13 protein-coding genes are annotated in these 17,961 nt (G+C 70.3%); 6 read left to right on the top strand and 7 right to left on the bottom strand.

Going from position 1 to position 17,961, the window contains the following annotated elements:
- Positions 1-7 precede the first annotated feature (7 nt).
- The 3 genes from atzF to AB0C15_RS01255 form a co-directional block, all read right to left on the bottom strand.
- Positions 8-1,798 carry an allophanate hydrolase gene (atzF, locus tag AB0C15_RS01265; RefSeq protein ID WP_357347425.1) on the bottom strand — a complete coding sequence of 597 codons (1,791 nt, stop codon included), beginning with the start codon at positions 1,796-1,798 and terminating at the stop codon, positions 8-10.
- Between the two features lie 104 nt (positions 1,799-1,902).
- Positions 1,903-2,568 (bottom strand): GntR family transcriptional regulator, encoded by a 666-nt coding sequence (locus tag AB0C15_RS01260; protein WP_357347423.1) that lies wholly within the window; start codon positions 2,566-2,568, stop codon positions 1,903-1,905.
- Between the two features lie 454 nt (positions 2,569-3,022).
- The gene (locus tag AB0C15_RS01255; RefSeq protein ID WP_357347421.1) at positions 3,023-3,682 is read right to left on the bottom strand and encodes an SMI1/KNR4 family protein; all 660 of its coding nucleotides are present in this window, start codon (positions 3,680-3,682) and stop codon (positions 3,023-3,025) included.
- A gap of 176 nt (positions 3,683-3,858) precedes the next feature.
- Here AB0C15_RS01255 and AB0C15_RS01250 point away from each other — a divergent pair, with 176 nt between their 5' ends.
- Positions 3,859-4,443 carry a transglutaminase family protein gene (locus AB0C15_RS01250; protein WP_357347419.1) on the top strand — a complete coding sequence of 195 codons (585 nt, stop codon included), beginning with the start codon at positions 3,859-3,861 and terminating at the stop codon, positions 4,441-4,443.
- Between the two features lie 254 nt (positions 4,444-4,697).
- Here the strand turns inward: AB0C15_RS01250 and AB0C15_RS01245 are convergent, their stop codons facing one another.
- Both AB0C15_RS01245 and AB0C15_RS01240 read right to left on the bottom strand, forming a co-directional pair.
- Positions 4,698-6,218 carry a hypothetical protein gene (locus AB0C15_RS01245; protein WP_357347417.1) on the bottom strand — a complete coding sequence of 507 codons (1,521 nt, stop codon included), beginning with the start codon at positions 6,216-6,218 and terminating at the stop codon, positions 4,698-4,700.
- Complete coding sequence (locus tag AB0C15_RS01240; protein WP_357347415.1) at positions 6,215-7,324, bottom strand: hypothetical protein; 1,110 nt, start codon at positions 7,322-7,324, stop codon at positions 6,215-6,217. Before AB0C15_RS01240 ends, AB0C15_RS01245 begins: the two co-directional genes overlap by 4 nt.
- 190 nt (positions 7,325-7,514) lie before the next feature.
- Between AB0C15_RS01240 and AB0C15_RS01235 the strand changes: the two genes are divergently transcribed.
- From AB0C15_RS01235 to AB0C15_RS01215, 5 genes are read left to right on the top strand one after another with little or no spacing between them, the layout of a single operon-like run.
- Positions 7,515-9,656 (top strand): molybdopterin oxidoreductase family protein, encoded by a 2,142-nt coding sequence (locus tag AB0C15_RS01235; RefSeq protein ID WP_357347413.1) that lies wholly within the window; start codon positions 7,515-7,517, stop codon positions 9,654-9,656.
- A gap of 16 nt (positions 9,657-9,672) precedes the next feature.
- Positions 9,673-10,020, top strand: a complete 348-nt coding sequence (locus AB0C15_RS01230; RefSeq protein ID WP_357347411.1) for a molybdopterin oxidoreductase — start codon at positions 9,673-9,675, stop codon at positions 10,018-10,020.
- Positions 10,020-12,527 carry a nitrite reductase large subunit NirB gene (nirB, locus tag AB0C15_RS01225; RefSeq protein ID WP_357347409.1) on the top strand — a complete coding sequence of 836 codons (2,508 nt, stop codon included), beginning with the start codon at positions 10,020-10,022 and terminating at the stop codon, positions 12,525-12,527. The genes AB0C15_RS01230 and nirB overlap by 1 nt, the downstream gene beginning before the upstream one ends.
- Positions 12,527-12,856 (top strand): Rieske (2Fe-2S) protein, encoded by a 330-nt coding sequence (locus AB0C15_RS01220; RefSeq protein ID WP_357347407.1) that lies wholly within the window; start codon positions 12,527-12,529, stop codon positions 12,854-12,856. The genes nirB and AB0C15_RS01220 overlap by 1 nt, the downstream gene beginning before the upstream one ends.
- Positions 12,857-12,909: 53 nt before the next feature.
- Entirely contained in the window at positions 12,910-14,301 is a 1,392-nt protein-coding gene (locus tag AB0C15_RS01215) for a nitrate/nitrite transporter (RefSeq protein WP_357347405.1), read from the top strand.
- Between the two features lie 31 nt (positions 14,302-14,332).
- Here AB0C15_RS01215 and AB0C15_RS01210 read toward each other — a convergent pair whose 3' ends face one another.
- Together AB0C15_RS01210 and AB0C15_RS01205 are read right to left on the bottom strand one after the other, a co-directional pair.
- Positions 14,333-15,673, bottom strand: a complete 1,341-nt coding sequence (locus AB0C15_RS01210) for a hypothetical protein (protein ID WP_357347403.1) — start codon at positions 15,671-15,673, stop codon at positions 14,333-14,335.
- Complete coding sequence (locus tag AB0C15_RS01205; RefSeq protein ID WP_357347401.1) at positions 15,670-17,892, bottom strand: AAA family ATPase; 2,223 nt, start codon at positions 17,890-17,892, stop codon at positions 15,670-15,672. Before AB0C15_RS01205 ends, AB0C15_RS01210 begins: the two co-directional genes overlap by 4 nt.
- Positions 17,893-17,961 lie beyond the last annotated feature (69 nt).

The raw sequence follows: 17,961 nt of genomic DNA, 5'->3' as shown, positions 1-17,961 counted from the left end.
GTCCGCCCTAGTGCCGGACGGCCGCGCCCCGGTACGCCCGCCAGCCGCCGGCGGCGCTGATGTCCTCGGCCGGCGGGCCGGTCGCGTACGCCTCAGAGAGGAAGCCGAGCACGTCCCGCCCGTCGTGCAGCCGGACCCAGCCGAGCGAGAGCGGAGCCGGCACCCCGGCCAGCAGCCCACCGACCGCGTGCCCGGGCAGTCGCCACAGTTCGACCTCGATGGAGTGGCCGGCGGGTCCGTCCGGCGCTACCCGCACCAGACCGGGCAGCCCCTCACCATCCGGGGTGTCCATCCGGAACAGCCGGTAGAGCGGGGCGGTGTGGGCGGCGCCGACGAGGAATGCCCCGCGCCCGACCAGCTCGGCGTTACGCGACTCGCCCGTCAGGTGCCGGCCGACGACAGCCACCAGCAGCTCCGCCGATGCTGGGACGACCTCGGCCGCTGCGCCGGGCGCCTCGCCCCCGGTGAGGGTGGCGGCCAGGCGGGCCAGTGTGGTGTCGGTGAACGCCGGGCCGACCAGGGTCAGGCTCGCCGGTCGTCCGGCGCTGGTGAAGCCGTTGGGCACCGTCACCGCGGCCAGGTCGAGCAGGTTCGCGAACTGGGTGTAGCGGCCCAGCATGGCGTTACGCCCGATCGGGTCCTCGGCGATCTCGTCGAGCGTGAAGGTGGTGCCGACGGTGGGCAGCACCAGCACGTCGATGTCCTGCCAGAGCTGGTCGACCTGCGCGCGCAGCTCGCGCAGGCGGTGCTGGCCCCGGAAGGCGTCGACCGCGTCGTAACGTCGCCCGGTCTCCAGCACGGCTCGGGTGACCGGGTGCACGGAGTCCGGGTGCGATCGCAGGAAGTCGTCGAGCGCCACGAGTCGCTCGGCCACCCAGGGCCCGCGGTAGAGCAGGTCGCCCGCGTCGAAGAAGGCGCCGAGCGGCACCGACCGGGGCGACCCCACGAAGGTCCGCAATCGTTCCACCCCCGCGGCGAACCGGGCCTCCTGCCCGGTGTCGCCGAAGAACTCCAGGTCTGCTGGTTGGGGCACCCCGAGGCGAAGCGTTCCCGGCATGCGGGCAACCACCTGCTCCGTCGGCAGCGGACGCCCCCAGGGGTCTGCCGTCGTGACCGCACGGGCCGCGTGCAGCACCTCGACGGCCCCGGCGACGTCGGCGGCGAAGACCGACACGCAGTCCAGCGAGCGGCAGGCCGGGACCACGCCGGCGGTGCTGAGCAGTCCCCGGGTGGGCTTGAGGCCGACGATCCCGTTGAGCGCCGCCGGCACCCGGCCGGAGCCGGCGGTGTCCGTACCCAGAGCGAAGCTGACCTGGCCCGACGCCACCGCCACCGCGGAGCCGGAGCTGGACCCCCCGGAGATCAGGCCGCCGCCAAAGACGCTCTGGCAGCTGCCGTACGGCGAGCGGGCCCCGGTCAGGCCGGTGGCGAACTGGTCGAGATTCGTCTTGCCGACGAGCAGCGCGCCGGCGTCGAGCAGCCGGCGCACCACCGGGGCGTCCTGGGCGGCGAGGTACCCGAAGTCGGGGCAGCCCGCGGTGGTGACCATGCCGGCCACGTCGATGTTGTCCTTGACCGCGAAGGGGATGCCGTACAGCGGCAGTGCAGGGTCACCGTGACGGGTCAGCGACCGGGCGCGCTCACGCAGCCGGTCGGCCGGGACCGTGCTGATCCAGACCGGCCCCCGGTCGCGCCCGGCGAGCCCGTCCAGAACGCGTTCGGCCTGGTCCGCCGGGGTCAGGCTGCCACCGCGGTACGCCGAACTGAGGTCCGAGATCGATCGTGGTGGATCTGGCATACTGTCGATTGTCGACTGTTCTGTTACGATAAACCGCGCGCTACGTAACGACGATATGACGACGCGTGGCGCGACCCATCCCGCCGACCTTCGCGCCGCACACCTCAGCCGAGGTACGAGCGGGCCCCGTGCCCGCTGAGCACCGTGAGCACCTCCTCCGGGTCTCCCCCGACGACAGCCTCGTACAGCCGCTCGTGCCGGTGAACCCCGTCCAGCGGCTGCGCCACCTCCGCCTCGCGGCGCAGGTTGACCGCCATGTAAAGCTGCAACTTCACCAGAATCGAGCCGTACACGGCGGACAGTTGCCTGTTGCCGGCGAGCGCCACCAGCTCGACGTGGAACAGCCGGTGCGACTCGGCGACCGCCAACCGGTTGCCGGCCTGGGCCGCCTCCCTCATCCCATCCAGCGTCCCCCGCAAGCCGGCGAGATCGCTCTCCCGGCCGACGGGGATCCCCGCCCGCACCGAGAAACGCTCCAGCACGTCACGCAGCTCGTACAGCTCCCGCACGTCGCGGTCCGACAAGGTGGCCACCCGCACCCCACGCCGGGGCACATGCTCGACCAGACCCTGCTGAGCGAGCAGTCGCAGCGCCTCCCGCAACGGCGCCCGGCTGATCCCCAGCCGGCGGGTCAGCTGCTCCTCCACCAGGCGTTCACCCGGGTTGCTCTTGCCGCTGAGGATCTCCCGGGTCAGCCGAGAGACGGCGAGGTCCACCAGACTGACGCTCTCCAGCTCACCATCCACCGTCGATGCGACCCCGTCGTTCACTCGGTTGAGTCTGCCAGGCGCTACCCGAGAAGCCGTCGGCGCAGGACTGCACCCAGCCTTGTGACCTCCGAATCAGCCTGCTTCCAAACCCTCGGCGCGACTGGTGAGATCCGCCGCGATGTCATCCCAATCGGGACCGTGCAACCAGAGGTTGTACGCAGCCTCCCTCAACAGCGCCGTGCATGCCACGAACCCTACGGGCCACTGAAACTGACGAGATGCTCAGCGGATTGCGGCTCACGGAGACGACACGGGCGCCCCGCGGCTAGGTCACGGACCATCCATACTGGTGCGACCAGCCGACCGACGGTGCCACCAGGACGGACGAATCCGCCAGTTCCTCGGCGGTGAGCCGCCGCTCGCCGTGAGCGGGCTCCTGAAACAGCTCAACCAGGGCCCAGTTCAGCCACAGTCGCGCGTATCGCAGCAGATCCGGACGTTCACAGTCTCTCGGCTACGACTGGCCGCTCTTGAGTCGTACGAGCGCAGTCCATTCCCGGGCTATCGCGGACGAGGGGTCGAGGCCCCCGTCTGATCGTGCGCAGAACGGCAACCACTGCCAATCTTCGGCTCCCGGACAGGCCAGGGGGATCCAGCGGATGAGCAAGTCCTCGAACGAGGTAGCCATGGTCCGGCCGTGGCCTTCACCGTCGTCGTGGCTGAGGTAGACGACTCGACCGTACGCGTCATCGTCCAGGTCCAGCGCCAGGTAGTCGCCGTTGCCGACCTCCATGAACGGCAACTTGTGATGCCAGACCCTGTCGTAGGAGTCACTCGGATCCGGGAACACGTCCTCAACCCATCCTCGGGCTGCTGTCATCAGATCGGGCAGCCCGTCGAGTGACCAACACAGGTTTCCGGAGAAGATCTCACGGAACGGACCGGGAAAGGTGTGCTCAGCCGGCGCGAACCAGGCGAACTCCACCCGGCTGGCAACGGTTGTCAGGCAGTGGCGCAACGACCACGGCAGCTTGCACCCCAGTTGGTCCTCTACCGCGTCGACCTCGCCCGGCGCAGCCGGCGAATCGACCACCAGCGGTCGGGTGTCGAAGCCCTGCGCCGCGAGAGAATCCAGGATCTCCGAGAGCCGGCTGACTGCCACCGTCGCGTTCACGAGCGAAGTGTGCCACTGTTGCCGACTCCCGACACCTGCGCCCGGACCAGCGCGCATGCCGCAGCTGCGACCGGAAATGAGGGTGACAGGCGACGCGGGCGGCGGTGAGATAGCGCCGTTACCGTGACGCGACAGGTCTCGCCGCGTTCCGACAGGCGGCGGGGGAAGGGACAGCTGTGCAACTGGTCGCGGGCGAAGCGATGGAATACCTGGGCGGTGACATGGTCGTCGAGGTGGACCATCCGGCAGTGCGGACGTTAGCTGGTGAACTACGCGCGGCGCATCCAGACGACGTCGACTTCATGCGGGCCGCCTTCGCATGGGTTCGTGACCGGATCCGGCATTCCGTGGACGCCCAGGATCCGCGGATCACCGTCACCGCTGGCGAGGTCCTCAACGCCGGCGTCGGCCTCTGCTATGCCAAGTCGCACCTGCTGGTGGCCGTGGCCCGGGCCGGTGGCGTTCCGGCGGGGTTGTGCTACCAACAGCTGACCGACGGGAGAGCGCCCGTCCTGCACGGCCTCGTTGCCGTACACCTTGCGGGCCGCTGGCATCGCCAGGACCCGCGCGGCAACCGCACCGGCATCGATGCCCAATTCCGGCTCGGTCGTGAGCAACTGGCCTACCCGATCACCGACGGATCGGCCGGTTTCGACTTTCCCGAAGTACACGTGCGACCCTCGCCCAATGTGATCGCTGCCCTGCGCGGTGCTCGAGACGCTCTCGAATTGTGCCGGGCCGGCTTGCCCGCTACGCCCTGAGCCGGGCAGCGGATGCCGGCCCTGGGAGATCGCGGCAGCACACTCTTCTCGGCATACGCGCACTGCTCCCATCTGCAAGGCCAGGTCGACCAACGGCTCCTTAGCACGCCCATACGGCCTGCCTGCCTTGAAACGCTGAAGCTCGCTCGGCGCCCAGCCGACACAAAGGATTGGGCAGCCGGCTGCCTCGATCAGAACGCCTCTCTTCTGAACCGCTTGGCGCCGGTTGATCCGTCGCGGCTGAACGTACGCGGCTACTCACCATCGGGGACCAGGATCCGTTCGAACTCGACCCGCCCGCGCCCCGGGCCGTACACCACCATGTCGTCGTAGGCTTTCAACTGCCCCTGGGGCGTGAAGTGCAGCAATGACATGGCGAAGTGCTGGTCGTTCGCATTCAGCTGCCGTACGCCACCCCCGCCGGATCGGCCTTGCCGCAACAGCAGTGTGTCATCGTCGATTGCTGACACGCTTCGACCCGACCGCGACCCGGACAGGACGACCGGGGTCGTGGCCGCCACTGCCGTGGCGCTCTCCGGTTCGTGGAACACGGCCAGGTTCACGCCCAGCGGATTGCTCGCGTTGTGGGCGACGATCTGGTCGTTCACCGCCTTCGCTCCAGCCTCGACGGCGGCGCGGTCGGTGGCGCTCAACTCCGCCGTCGTCACCGGCGACCGCAGCGGGCTCGGCCCACCGGTCACCCGCAGAGGCCCTAGTTCGACGACTTCACCGTCGAGGACGGTGGCGTTCTCCACGCTGTCGACCGCGAGGCTCGTGCTGGTGGAGTCCTGATCCCCTCTCACCCAGAGGTACGGGACCTCGAAGGTCGAGATCTGCGCCTCCAATACCCGGTTCTCCAGGTTGCTACCCAGCGCTGTGGTGTTGCCAGAGTCGATCACGGCTGACACGTGGTACTGCGCTGCCACCTCGTGCAGTACCGACCAGGCCAGCGGGTTCGATCCGATGTCGTTGACATGCAGCACGACGAAGTCGCCGCCGGCTGTGCCCACGTCGGGCACCGTGACAACACGGTCATAGACGGCAGTCGCGGCCAACAGAAATTCGGTGAGGTTGTCGCCGAGCTCGGAGTAGCCGGATGTCGTGGTCCGTGCCTCCTGCACGACATTCGGAGCCTGCGTGAGTAGCCCGCTGTATCTCAGCGGACCCTCGATGCTCTGCGGCCGGATCGTCGCGAGCGCCACGCCAAAGCTGCCCAGAATGATGATCATTGACAGCGCTCCGCTCCAGGCGACACGTCTGGTGTCGCGGAAGGCGAGGGCCGACAGCACCAGGCCCGAGAGGATGGCCGCGCCAACCGCCCGGAATGCGGCGCGTATCGCCGCATCTCGCAGGTCGTCCCCCGCCCGGAAGGCGAAGTAGTTGAGCGCGTCAGGATTTTCGAGCAGTCGGGCGGCCCTCTCCCGGTCGATCCCCACGACCACGGCCCGCAGGTGCAGCGGTCCATCGTGCGAGTCGCTGACCTGCACCGCCCCCAGCGGTGGCACCTGAAGTTCGGTGCCACCGTCGAGCGAGAGGCTGAAGAGGAACTCGACTTCGAGCGGGCCGATCCTGGCGTCAGACTTGGCCAGGGTGGCCAACCCGATCATCACCCCCGCCAGTGCCACGATCAGCACGGAGGTGCCGATCGCCGCGAGCCGCAGGGCGTCTCGGCGTCGGATTCCGGCCAGATGACCCGGCGCCCGCCGCAGGGCGCGGCTTGCGAGAGCCGCGCGCCTGGCGAGAAACTCAAGGGGGCGCGAGCGCGGAGCAGTCATCCGATTTCCCTTCGGGCCGCCCGGTAATGGTGCCCCCACAGCGTGACCAGGGTCCGCCATGGACCTAGTTCAAAACCCATCAGTAGCAGCGACAACGCGCCGCCCAGGCCGACGCCGGCGAGGAAGATGCGTGACTGTCCCGACTGCTCGGCCGAGCGGTTGACGTAGCTCAGCCGGATGAGGATCGGCTCCACCGATTCCTCGACCTGCCACTTGAGGACATCCGGGTCCTCAGGTACGGGGGCGACGTAATCGACGCGGGCGTCCGCTGGGACCCGGTTGGTCATCTCCTGGTCGAGCACGCCCTCGCCGGCCGGGTGCAGCAGTTCGAGCGAGTGTCGAGTGGCGACCGGGCGACCCACCCTGGCCCTTCTGCCCTCGGCCAGATCCGTCGCTGCGACGAGGTCCGCGGCCAACTCCTTCGGACCGGCCGTCCGGTTCAGCCCGCTGTTCACCCGAGCCGGCATGATCGCGGGCAGTCCGTACGTCGACCGCGCCCCGTCCACGGTGTGCGCTGTGCCCTGCAGCATCCGGCCGGCGAGGCGGACCGTCAGTCGCCTGCCGTCGAAGGTGTACCAGGGCAGCGATGGGCGGGGGTCGCGAAGCGCGCCAGCCAAACCGGTCAGGCTGATCCGTGTTGGCGGCGTCGCGGGCGGCTCCGCGATGACGATGGCCTGGCGAACGCCGGTCGTGCTCTGCGCGTGGTGGAACCATGGCACGGTCGACGGCTGGTAGCGGTTGGTGGGTACGGGCGCGGCGATCGACACGCGCATCGGGCTGACGAACTCGAGGGCCACCACCGGCGGCTTGGCCAGGTGGACCGGTGACGTCACGGTGAAGGTGAAGATGAACGGGGCGAGCGACGCTGTGTCGGCCTGGAGCAGCCGCAACTCGGTCGTAGTGGCGAACGATTCGGTCGGGACGTACACCTGGATCGCGCCGACCCTGCTGAGAGCGCCGAGTGGACGGTAGATCGGAACGAGCGAGGCGTCGTAGACCCGCCAGGACCAGATGCTCAGCCCGCTGCCGAGCATCAGGCAGAGCAGTGCGGTGGCAAGGCGGGGCCACATCGATCCGATGGGCTCCTCGTCGCTGGTGGCGGGCATCCGACTCCCCTCCGCAGTGGGGGTCATCCTAGTGCCGACGTGACGGCCCGGGCGCCGACCAGGAGCCGCTGCGACGAGGAGTGAGGTGGCGGACGGCGAGCCACGGTCACGACCATGACGCAGCCCGAGGGTCGCAGAGCGTTACGGCCTCGGCATTGATCCGAAACAGTGCCGGGCAAGCATCGGACGGGTGAGCGCATCGTCCAAGATCGATACGCACTGCCCCTACTGCTCCATGCAGTGCGGGGTGTCCCTGACGATCGGCGACGGGCCGCCTCTGCTGGCGCCCACCGAGTTCCCGGTCAACAGGGGCGGTCTGTGCGCCAAGGGATGGACGGCTGCCGACCTTCTCGACCACGGTGACCGGCTGCTGAGCCCGCTCGTCCGTAAGGATCCCGACGATCGCACCAGCCCGTTGCGACCGGCAGACTGGGACGAGGCCCTCGACCGTGTCGTCGACGCCATCCGTACCAGCCAACACCGGTACGGCCCCGACAGCGTCGGGGCCTTCGGTGGCGGCGGGCTGACCAACGAGAAGGCGTACGCGCTGGGCAAGTTCGTCCGGGTGGCGCTGCGGTCGGCGTCGATCGACTACAACGGCCGATTCTGCATGTCGTCCGCGGCGACCGCGTCGAACCGCTCCCTCGGGATCGACCGTGGCCTGCCGTTCCCCCTGGCCGACATCGCCCAGGCGCAGGCCGTGCTGCTGGTCGGCGCAAATCCGGCCGATGCGCAGCCGCCGTCCATGCAGTACTTCGACGCCGGACGCGCCGCCGGCGCGCGGCACGTCGTCGTCGACCCCCGCCGGACGACCACCGCGGGGGGCGCTCATCTCCACCTGCAGCCACTGCCAGGCACGGACCTCGCACTGGCGAACGGGTTGCTGCACGTCGCGATTCGCGAGGGTCTGGTCGACGAGACGTACGTGCGCGACCGCACGAGCGGCTTCGAGGCGGTCCGGGCCACCGTCGCGGCGTACTGGCCGGACCGGGTGGAGCGGATGACCGGTGTACCGGAACGGGACCTGCGGGAGACGGTACGGCTGCTGGCGGGCGCCACGTCGGCGATGGTGCTCACCGCTCGCGGTGCCGAGCAACACAGCAACGGCACCGACACGGCGCAGGCGTACCTCAATCTGGCCCTCGCCCTGGGCCTGCCCGGGCGGCCCTTCTCCGGCTACGGCACGATCACCGGCCAGGGCAACGGGCAGGGTGGCCGCGAGCACGGACAGAAGGCCGACCAACTGCCCGGCTACCGGCGCTTGGACGACCCTGCGGCGCGCGCACACGTCGCGGCCGTCTGGGGCATCGACCCGGACGAGCTGCCCCGGCCGGGCCGGTCGGCCTGGGAGATGCTCGACCGGCTCGGGACCGACGACGGAGTACGCGTGCTGCTCGTGCTCGCCAGCAACATCGCCGTCTCGGCGCCGCACGCCAACCGGGTGATGGACCGGCTGCGGGCGCTGGACCTGCTCGTCGTCTCCGACATCTTCCTCTCCGAGACCGCAGCCGTGGCCGACGTGGTGCTGCCGACGGCTCAGTGGGCGGAGGAGGACGGCACGATGACGAATCTGGAGGGGCGCGTCATCCGCCGCAGGCGGGCCATGTCACCGCCGCCGCAGGTCCGCACCGACCTGCGGATGCTCGCCGACCTCGCCGGCCGGCTCGGCCGCGGCCGCTACTTCGACGACGATCCGCGCCGGGTCTTCGACGAGTTGCGCCGAGCCAGTGCCGGCGGGACAGCCGACTACGCCGGAATCACCTATGAGCGCATCGAGGCTGAGCAGGGGGTGTTCTGGCCATGTCCGAGCGAGGACCATCCGGGTACGCCGCGGCTGTTCACCGACAGGTTCCCGACCGCCGACGGCCGGGCGCGGTTCTTCCGGGTGGAGCACCGCGATCCGGCGGAACTGCCCGATGCCGACTACCCGTACGTGCTGACCACCGGCCGCAACATGCAGCAGTACCAGAGCGGCAACCAGACCCGCCGGGTCGGTGCCCTGACCATGGCGTTGCCCGACGCCCGGGCGGAGCTGCACCCGGACCTCGCCCGGCGGCACGGCATCGCCGACAACGACGTGGTGGAACTGCGCAGCCGACGCGGGCGGGCCTTCTTCCGGGCGCGCCTCACCGACCGCATCCGCCGCGACACTATTTTCGCACCGTTCCACTGGGGCGGCAGCTCCGCCGTGAACGCGCTCACCGACCCGGCGCTGGACCGCCATTCGCGGATGCCGGCCTTCAAGGCCTGCGCGGTGTCGATCGTGCGCGCGGGCGGCCCGGACGACACCGACCTGCTGACCACCCGACCGCCAAACCCAGCGTCTCAATGATCAAGGGGGCTCTGCTGTGCACACCACTCCCCGTTTCCTGCAAGGCGTCTACAGCTTCGAGGGCAAGGGCCTCGACCGGCCCGGCCTCGTCGACGGCACGCTCAGCTACGTGGTGCCGGGCGGCGTCGTGGCCCAGCCGGTCTACTTCCGCGGCGGCAATGCCAGTGGTGAGCTGATCTGTGTCCTGCTCGTGCGCGACGGCCAGCCGATGCGGTACTTCCCGATCGGCGCCAGGTCCGACGTCCACGTGCCGCTGCGGGTGGTGGAGGACCTCGACGCCGGCACCAGTATCGAGGTGCACGTGGCGGCGCCCGCCGGGGTGTCCGGCACCGTGATCGTCGACCTGGGTCTGGTCGAGGTCTGATGGGCGGCGTCGACAAGCGCCGACGCCTCGTCGTGGTGGGCAACGGGATGGCCGGCGCCCGCACGGTCGAGGAGATCCTCGAACGCGGCGGGGGCGACCAGTTCGCCATCACGATGTTCGGCGAGGAGCCGTACGGCAACTACAACCGCATCCTGCTCTCCAACGTGCTTGCCGGGGCCGACGACGAGGCGGGCATCTTCCTCAACGACATGTCCTGGTACGCCGAGAACGGCATCACCCTGCACGCCGGCACCCGGGTCACCCGCATCGACAGGTTCGCCCGGCGGGTCTACGCGGACGACGGCACCGAGACGCCGTACGACAAGTTGATCATCGCCACTGGCAGCCGGGCGTTCGTCCCGCCCATTCCCGGCATCCACCGCCCTGGGCGCGGCTACCACCAGGGCGTGTTCGCGTTCCGCACCATCGACGACACCCGCAACATGGTCCGGTACGCCCGCGAGCACGAGCGCGCGGTGGTGATCGGCGGCGGCCTGCTCGGTCTGGAGGCCGCGCGTGGCCTGCAGAATCACCTGCCCCACGTGACCCTGGTGCACGCCGCCGGCCATCTGATGAACGCCCAGTTGGACGCCCAGGCGGGCGCCATCCTGCGGCGCAGCATCGAGCGACTCGGCATCGAGGTCGTCCTCGGCGCGCACACCACCGAGGTGCTCGGCAAGCACGCCGTGACCGGGGTCAAACTCAAGGACGGCCGGACCATCGCCTGCGACGTCGTCGTCGTGGCCGCCGGCATCCGGGCGAACGCCGAGATGGCCGCGACAAGCGGGCTGCCGGTGGAGCGGGGCATCGTCGTGGACGACCAGATGCGCGTGCAGGACGAGGTCGACATCTACTCCGTCGGCGAGTGCGCCCAGCACCGCGGCCAGACGTACGGCCTGGTGGCTCCACTGTGGGAGCAGGCTCGGGTGCTCGCCGACCACATCACCGGGACGAACCCGAACGCGGCGTACCACGGCTCCCGACTGGCCACGAAGCTCAAGGTGGCGGGCGTGGACGTCGCGTCGATGGGCCTGAGGGAGGCGGAACGCGACGACGACGAGACGATCGTCTTCGCCGAGCCGCGCAAGGGCGTCTACAAGAGCATCATCATCCGCGACGACCGGCTCGTCGGCGCGACCCTCCTCGGCGACGTGCGGAAGGTCGCGTTCCTCGTGCAGGCCTTCGACCGTGGGCTCGCCCTCCCGCAGGAGCGGGTCGAGATGTTGTTCGACCTCGGCGCACCGTCGGCCGGCGAAAGTGCCGCGGAGCTCGGTGACGACGTGCAGGTGTGCAACTGCAACGGCGTCACCAAGCGGGCGCTGGTCGGCACCGTGCAGGGCGGCGTGAAGACCCTCACCGGTGTCATGGACGCCACCCGGGCCGGCAAGGGCTGCGGGTCGTGCAAGGGCCTGGTCGCCCAGATCGTCGAGTGGGCCGCTGACGGCAAGGTCGAGGACGACCCGGCCGCGAGCTGGTACGTCCCCGGTGTGCCGATGCCGAAGGCGGAGCTGATGGCGGTGATCCGCGAACACGGCCTGAAATCCGTCTCCGCGGTGTTCGCCACCCTCGTGCCCGGCGGCGCGGAGGACGCGAAGAGCAAGATGGGCCTGGCCTCGCTGTTGAAGATGATGTGGGGCGACGAGTACGTCGACGAACGCGACGCCCGCTTCATCAACGATCGGGTGCATGCCAACATCCAGCGCGACGGCACCTTCTCGGTCGTCCCCCAGATCAAGGGCGGCGTGACCACACCGGCGCAGCTCAAGCGGATCGCCGAGGTGGCCGAGAAGTACTCCGTACCACTGGTCAAGATCACCGGCGGCCAGCGCCTCGACCTGCTCGGCATCCGCAAGGAAGACCTGCCGGGGGTGTGGGCGGACCTCGACATGCCCTCCGGGTACGCCTACGGCAAGAGCTTCCGGACGGTGAAGACCTGCGTCGGCTCCGACTTCTGCCGCTTCGGCGTCGGCGACTCCACCGCTCTCGGCATCGCCATCGAGGACCGGTTCAAGGGTATCGAGGGCCCCGGCAAGATGAAGCTCGCCGTCACCGGCTGCCCCCGTAACTGCGCCGAGGCGTACGTCAAGGATCTTGGTGTTGTCGCCATCGACGGCGGCAGGTGGGAGATCTACGTCGGCGGGGCCGCCGGCGCCCACGTACGCAAGGGGGACCTGCTCGCCGTCGTCGACTCGCCCGACGAGGTCATCACGCTGACCGGCCGGTTCCTGCAGTACTACCGGGAGAGCGCGAACTGGTTGGAGCGCACGTACGCGTGGGTACCCCGGCTCGGCATCGACCACATCCGGGCGGTGGTCGTCGACGACGGCGACGGCATCGCGGCGCGGCTCGACGCGGCCATGGACGCCTCCGTGGCCGCCTACCGCGACCCGTGGCTGGAGCGGCGCGACCCGGTCACTCCAGGACAATTCCGCACCTCCCTGCCGTTGGCGGTCCTGCCCCAGGTGCCGGTCAACGGCGTCGCTCCGACAGCCGCGAGGCGGGCGTGATGGCCAGGCTCGTCGCCGTGGAACACCGGCTCGGGCCGGTCGACGAGATCCCCCACGGGGAGGGGCGTGCCTACGCGGTGGGGGACGACATGATCGCCGTCTTCCGGCTGCGTGACGGCAGCCTGCGCGCGGTGTCGGCGATCTGCCCGCACGCCGGCGGGCCGCTCGCGGACGGCCTGGTGGACATGAAGGTCGTCGTCTGCCCCCTGCACCAGAACGCCTTCGAGTTGGCCACCGGCTGTTCCACCACCGGCCAGTCCCCACTCACCGTGTACCCGGTCCGTGCCGACGCCGACGGACGCCTGGTGGTGGGTCTGCCGCCGGCCTGAGGAGCGAACCAGTCAAGGTGTCGAGCGGACCGAGGACTCACCTGGGAGGAACCATGACCACGGCCGTGCCCGGCAGCATCGAGCAGGACCGGAGCAGCCTGAGCCTTCGCGGGCGCTGGATCGAGGACTGGCGGCCCGAGGACCCGATCTTCTGGGAGCGCCGCGGATCCCGTATCGCCCGGCGCAACCTGATCTTCTCCATCTTCTCCGAACACATCGGCTTCTCCATCTGGACGATGTGGTCGGTACTGGTGCTGTTCCTCGGGCCGCAGTACGGCATCGACCCGGCCGGAAAGTTCCTGCTCACCGCCGTGCCCGCACTGGTCGGGTCGGTGCTGCGGATCCCGTACACCCTTGCCGTGGCCCGGTTCGGTGGCCGCAACTGGACGATCATCAGCGCGTCACTGCTGCTGATCCCGAGCCTGCTCGGCGCTCTCCTGATCCGGCCCGGCGTCCCGTACTCGACGCTGCTGCTCATCGCCGCGCTGGCCGGCGTCGGCGGCGGGAACTTCGCCTCCTCGATGGCGAACATCAACGCCTACTACCCGGACCGGCTCAAGGGCTGGGCGCTCGGCATCAACGCCGGCGGCGGCAACCTCGGCGTCGCCGCGGTCCAGCTCGTCGGCCTGTTCGTGCTGGCGGTCCTGGGGGCGGGCAATCCCGGCATCGTCGCGGGCATCTACCTACCGGCGATCGTGCTGGCGGCACTCGGATCCGCGATGTTCATGGACAACCTCAGCCACGCCCGCAACGAGAAGCGGGCCATGCGTGACGTCGCCCGCGAACCGCACACCTGGATCATGTCGCTGCTCTACATCGGCACGTTCGGGTCGTTCATCGGCTTCGGGTTCGCCTTCGGCCAGGTGCTTCAGGTGCAGTTCGCCGACACCTTCGACACCCCGGTGAAGGCGGCATACCTGACGTTCCTCGGACCGCTGCTCGGCTCACTCATCCGTCCCGTGGGCGGTGTCCTGGCCGACCGACTCGGCGGGGCCCGGGTCACCTTCGTGAACTTCGTGGCGATGGCGGCCGGCGCGTCGATAGTCCTGCTCGCCTCCCAGCAACGTTCGCTGCCGTTGTACCTGGTCGGTTTCATCGCCCTGTTCGTGTTCAGCGGCGTCGGCAACGGCTCGACGTACAAGATGATCCCGGCGATCTTCCGGGCCAGGTGCGGTGTGCGGCCGACCGCCGCCGGCGCGGCCGACCCGCACGACCGGGCGGCGGAGCACGAGGCACGGCGCCTCTCCGGCGCGCTCATCGGCGTCGCCGGCGCCATCGGCGCGTTCGGCGGAGTCCTCGTGAATCTTGCCTTCCGGCAGTCGTTCCTGACCTACCAGACCGCGGATGCGGCCTACATCGCCTTCATCGCCTTCTACGCGATCTGCTTCGTCATCACCTGGTTCGTGTACCTGCGCCCGTCGTCCGGTCGACTCGAGGGCGTCTGACCACGATGATCACGGGGCGCCGCCGGCTGGGTCACGACCAGCGGTCCGTCGCGGCCAGGATCGCGGCGCTCACCGGCACCCGGGTCAGAAAGACGCGGCGGTGCTCGGGGTCGGCCATCGTCTCGGCCTTGGCCAGCAGGATGTCCCGGGCCCGGGCGAGCGCCCGCTGCGCGTCGGCGTCCCTGCCGGCACGCCGCAGCACGTCGTGGTGCACCAGGTGGACCTCCTCGCTGCGCAGCGCCGGCAGAGCCCCCGCCTTCTCCAACCGGGTCGCCGCCTGCTCGGCCAGTGTGACGGCACCCGGGAGGTCACCGAGTTCGAGCCGCACCTGGGCGTGCAGGATCAGCGCGTTGAGTTCGCTACGCAGGAAGCCGGTTCGACGCGCGTCCTCCTCGTTCTCCACGAGCAGCCGGTCCGCGGCCGCCGGGTCCCGCCGCTCGTAGCCCGGGTGGATGAGCAGCTCGGCGAGGTAGTTGCGCAGGATCGGGCGGACGCTCGCGTGCCGGGTCTGGCGGAGGTGCCGCCACCCCTCGTTGATCGGGCCGGCCGCCTCGGCCGGCCGGCCGCTCTCCAACTCCAGCTTTCCGAGCAGGCCGAGGTTGTAGCCGAGGTGAGTGCTCGCGTCCGACTCCCGCGGCGTACGGTCGATCGCCCGGCCGAGCACCTCACGCCCCTCCGCGAAGCGGCCCGCGGCCACCAGGAGCTGTCCGAGGTAGTTGGACATCATGAGGAACTGGTCGAGGATGCCGGCGGTCTCCAGGTCGGCGAGCGCCCGGCGCAGCCAGCTCTCCCCCTCGTCGAAGTTCCCCGCGTCGAAGTGGCCGACCCCGAGGAAGCCAGCAATCCGACCCGATCGCACCAGCACCCCGATGTCGCGACTGTCCAGCCCGTCGACAAGCGCGTGCGCCTCGGTGAGCAGCTCCAGCGTGCGGTGTAGGTCCCTGCCGGCCATATGGTGGCCGAGCTCGGCGATGGCGTCGACCTGTGCCAGCGGGTCGCCGCTCACCCGGGCGTACCGGACCGCCTCCTCCAGCACGGAGATCGCCTCGGGCAGGCTGTTCGAGGCGATCAGGTACGCGCCCCGCGCGTGGCGGGCCATCGACTTCAGCAGCGGGTCGCCGCTGTCGTCCGCGGTGGCCAGCACCGCCGCCACCAACTCGGCGGTCGGCCGCTGCGGCGACCCCTCGGCGCCCCACCAGCGCTGGGTGGCCGAGAGCAGCACGTGCAGCGCTCGGACCCGGGGCTCCGGTCGCCGTACCGGTTCGGCGTCGAGCAGGTCGAGCGCCTGTTCGCACAACGCGACGGCATCCCGGTCCCGACCGTGGAAGTAGGCGAGCTGGGCCGCGCCCACGAGTTCCTCCGGTCCACTCATTCCGCACCCGCTCTCGTCAATCGTTCCGCCTCGGCGCTGAGCCATGCCGCCGGGCAGAGATCCGGGTTCGCGCCGACATGCCGGGTCGCCTCGGCCAGCCGCGCGGATGCCTCGGGTACGTCGCCGGCCAGCATCGCGGCAGCGGCGAGCGCGAGCGCGGCGGCGGCCGGCTCTTCGGCGCTACCGGCCCGTTCGAACGCGCGCCGGCTGAGCTGTGCCTCGCCGGTGGCCTCCTGGAGTCGCCCCGTCGACCAGTAGACCCAGGCGAGGTTGTACCGACAGAAGCCCTCGACCCTCGGCTGCTCGGAGGTGAAGGCGTCGGCCAGGCCAAGCTGGAAAGTGTCGGTCGCCGTCCCGGTGTCACCGAGCCCGAGCTGCGCGAGGCCCAGCACGTTGCGGGCGTACCCGATTGCCTCGGTGACCCGACTGCGCTCGTACGCGCCGATGGCGGCGGCCGCCTCGTCCCGGGCGTCCGCCCACCGTTGCCCGACGAGGTAGGCGGCGCTCTTCGCGTCCCGCGCCCGCGCCACCAGCAGGTCGTCGTCGTGTGCCTCACCGAGCTCACGCAGCCGCTCGGCGGTGCGCAGCCCGTCGCCCATGTTGCCCAGGTAGCTGTGGGCGAGGCTGACGTTGATCAGGGAGTGGCTCTCGTTGTGGTAGTTGCCGAGCCGGTGCGCCAGGTCGGCGGCGGCCAGCCCGCTGGTGATCGCGTCCTGGAGTCGACCCGCAGGCCGGTACGCGCCGGAGAGCAGGCGCAGCGCGTTCTCCACCTTCCGTTCGTCCCCGTCGGCGCGGGCCAGTTCCTCGGCGCGCTCCAGCAACGGCACCGCGGCGGCCACCGGGCCACCGATCGTGCGGGCGAAACCGAAGCCGAGCAGGTGCGCCAGGATGGTGTCGTCATCGGTAAGGTGGCCGTCGACCTCGGCGTGCATCTCGATCACGGCGGCCGTCGATCCGCGCCAGACCATGAACTCGCCGATCTGCTCCAGCAACCGCGCGGCCAGGCCATAGTCGTACGCCTTGACCCAGTGGTGAAACGCCCAGCGGTACGCCGACACATCGTCGACGACCTCCCACCGCGACTCGTCCGGCGCCTCGTGCAGGTAATACTGCGCGACACGCCGCTCCAGCGACCGCCGACCGAGCGCGCCGGACTCCGGCAGGCCGGCGTAGGCCAGGTCGGCGTCGAGCGGGTGCAGCACGAACGTGCGGGACTGCCGGTCCAGCGTCGCCATGTGGGTACGCGCCAACGTGGCGAGGGCCGGAGCGGCGTCGACGGCCGGCGCGATCGGCCGGAGCACCCAGGCGACCGCCTCCACCGACGCCGGCCGGTGAAAGACCGCGAGCACGTCCAGCACGATCCTGGCCCGCTCGTCGAGGCGGTGGTAGCGGTCCTGGGCCAGGCCGGCCACGATGTCGCCGCGGCTGCCGAACGACGTCAGCATCTCGCCCAGCGACGGCATGGTCAGGTAGTCGTCGCTCATCGCGGCGAAGACCAGTTCCAGCGCGCGGGGGATGCCGTACACCTTGCGGACCATCTCGGCGAGCTCGGCACCGCTGGCATGGCCCAGCGCCGTCGTTCCGGAGCGGTCGAGGTCGCGCAGCAACTCGACCGCCTCCTCGGTGGGGAGCCCCTGGTCCAGCCGGAGGCGGGCCTCGTAGCGGCGGACCGCCGCAGGCAGGGCCGGCGGCACCTGGCTGGTGATCAGCAGGCGTGGCGGGCGCGGTGCCCGGAAGACCAGGTCGAGCAGGAGCCGTAGGTCCTCGTCCGTCAACTCCCCCTCGTCCGTGAGGTGGTCCTCCAGGTTGTCGACGACGATCAGGCAGCGCAGCGGGGCCAGCGCGCTGAAGAGTTCGAGTACCTTGTCGGCCGCCGAACGGCCGCTGGACCAGACCTGGAGCAGGCGCTCCTCCTCGGCAGGACCGAGCAGGTGGGCGGCGTCGAGGAAGATCCGCTCCAGGCTGATCCCGGAGGTGCGGGAGCTGACGTTGACGATGCCGCCCGGACGATGTCCGTCGGCGGCCGTCATCAGCCGCTCGGCGGCCTTGGCGGCGAGGGCGCTCTTGCCGATGCCGCGCCGGCCGACGACAGTCACGACGCGGGTGTCGGGCCGCACCAGCGCCTCGACGATGTGCTCGAGCTCGTCGACCCGGTTGCGGAAGGTCTCCAGCCCGTAGGCCACCGGCACACCGACCACTTTGGTCTCGGTCGCGCGCATGGGCACCGCCCAGGGATGATGGAACCAACCTGCGGTCCGGAGCACTGGACCGTCACCGGTCCCTTCCCG

The organism is Micromonospora sp. NPDC048835 (genome assembly GCF_040649995.1).
In the GTDB taxonomy this organism is placed as follows: domain Bacteria; phylum Actinomycetota; class Actinomycetes; order Mycobacteriales; family Micromonosporaceae; genus Micromonospora.
This window is presented reverse-complemented; position numbering and strand designations above follow the sequence as displayed.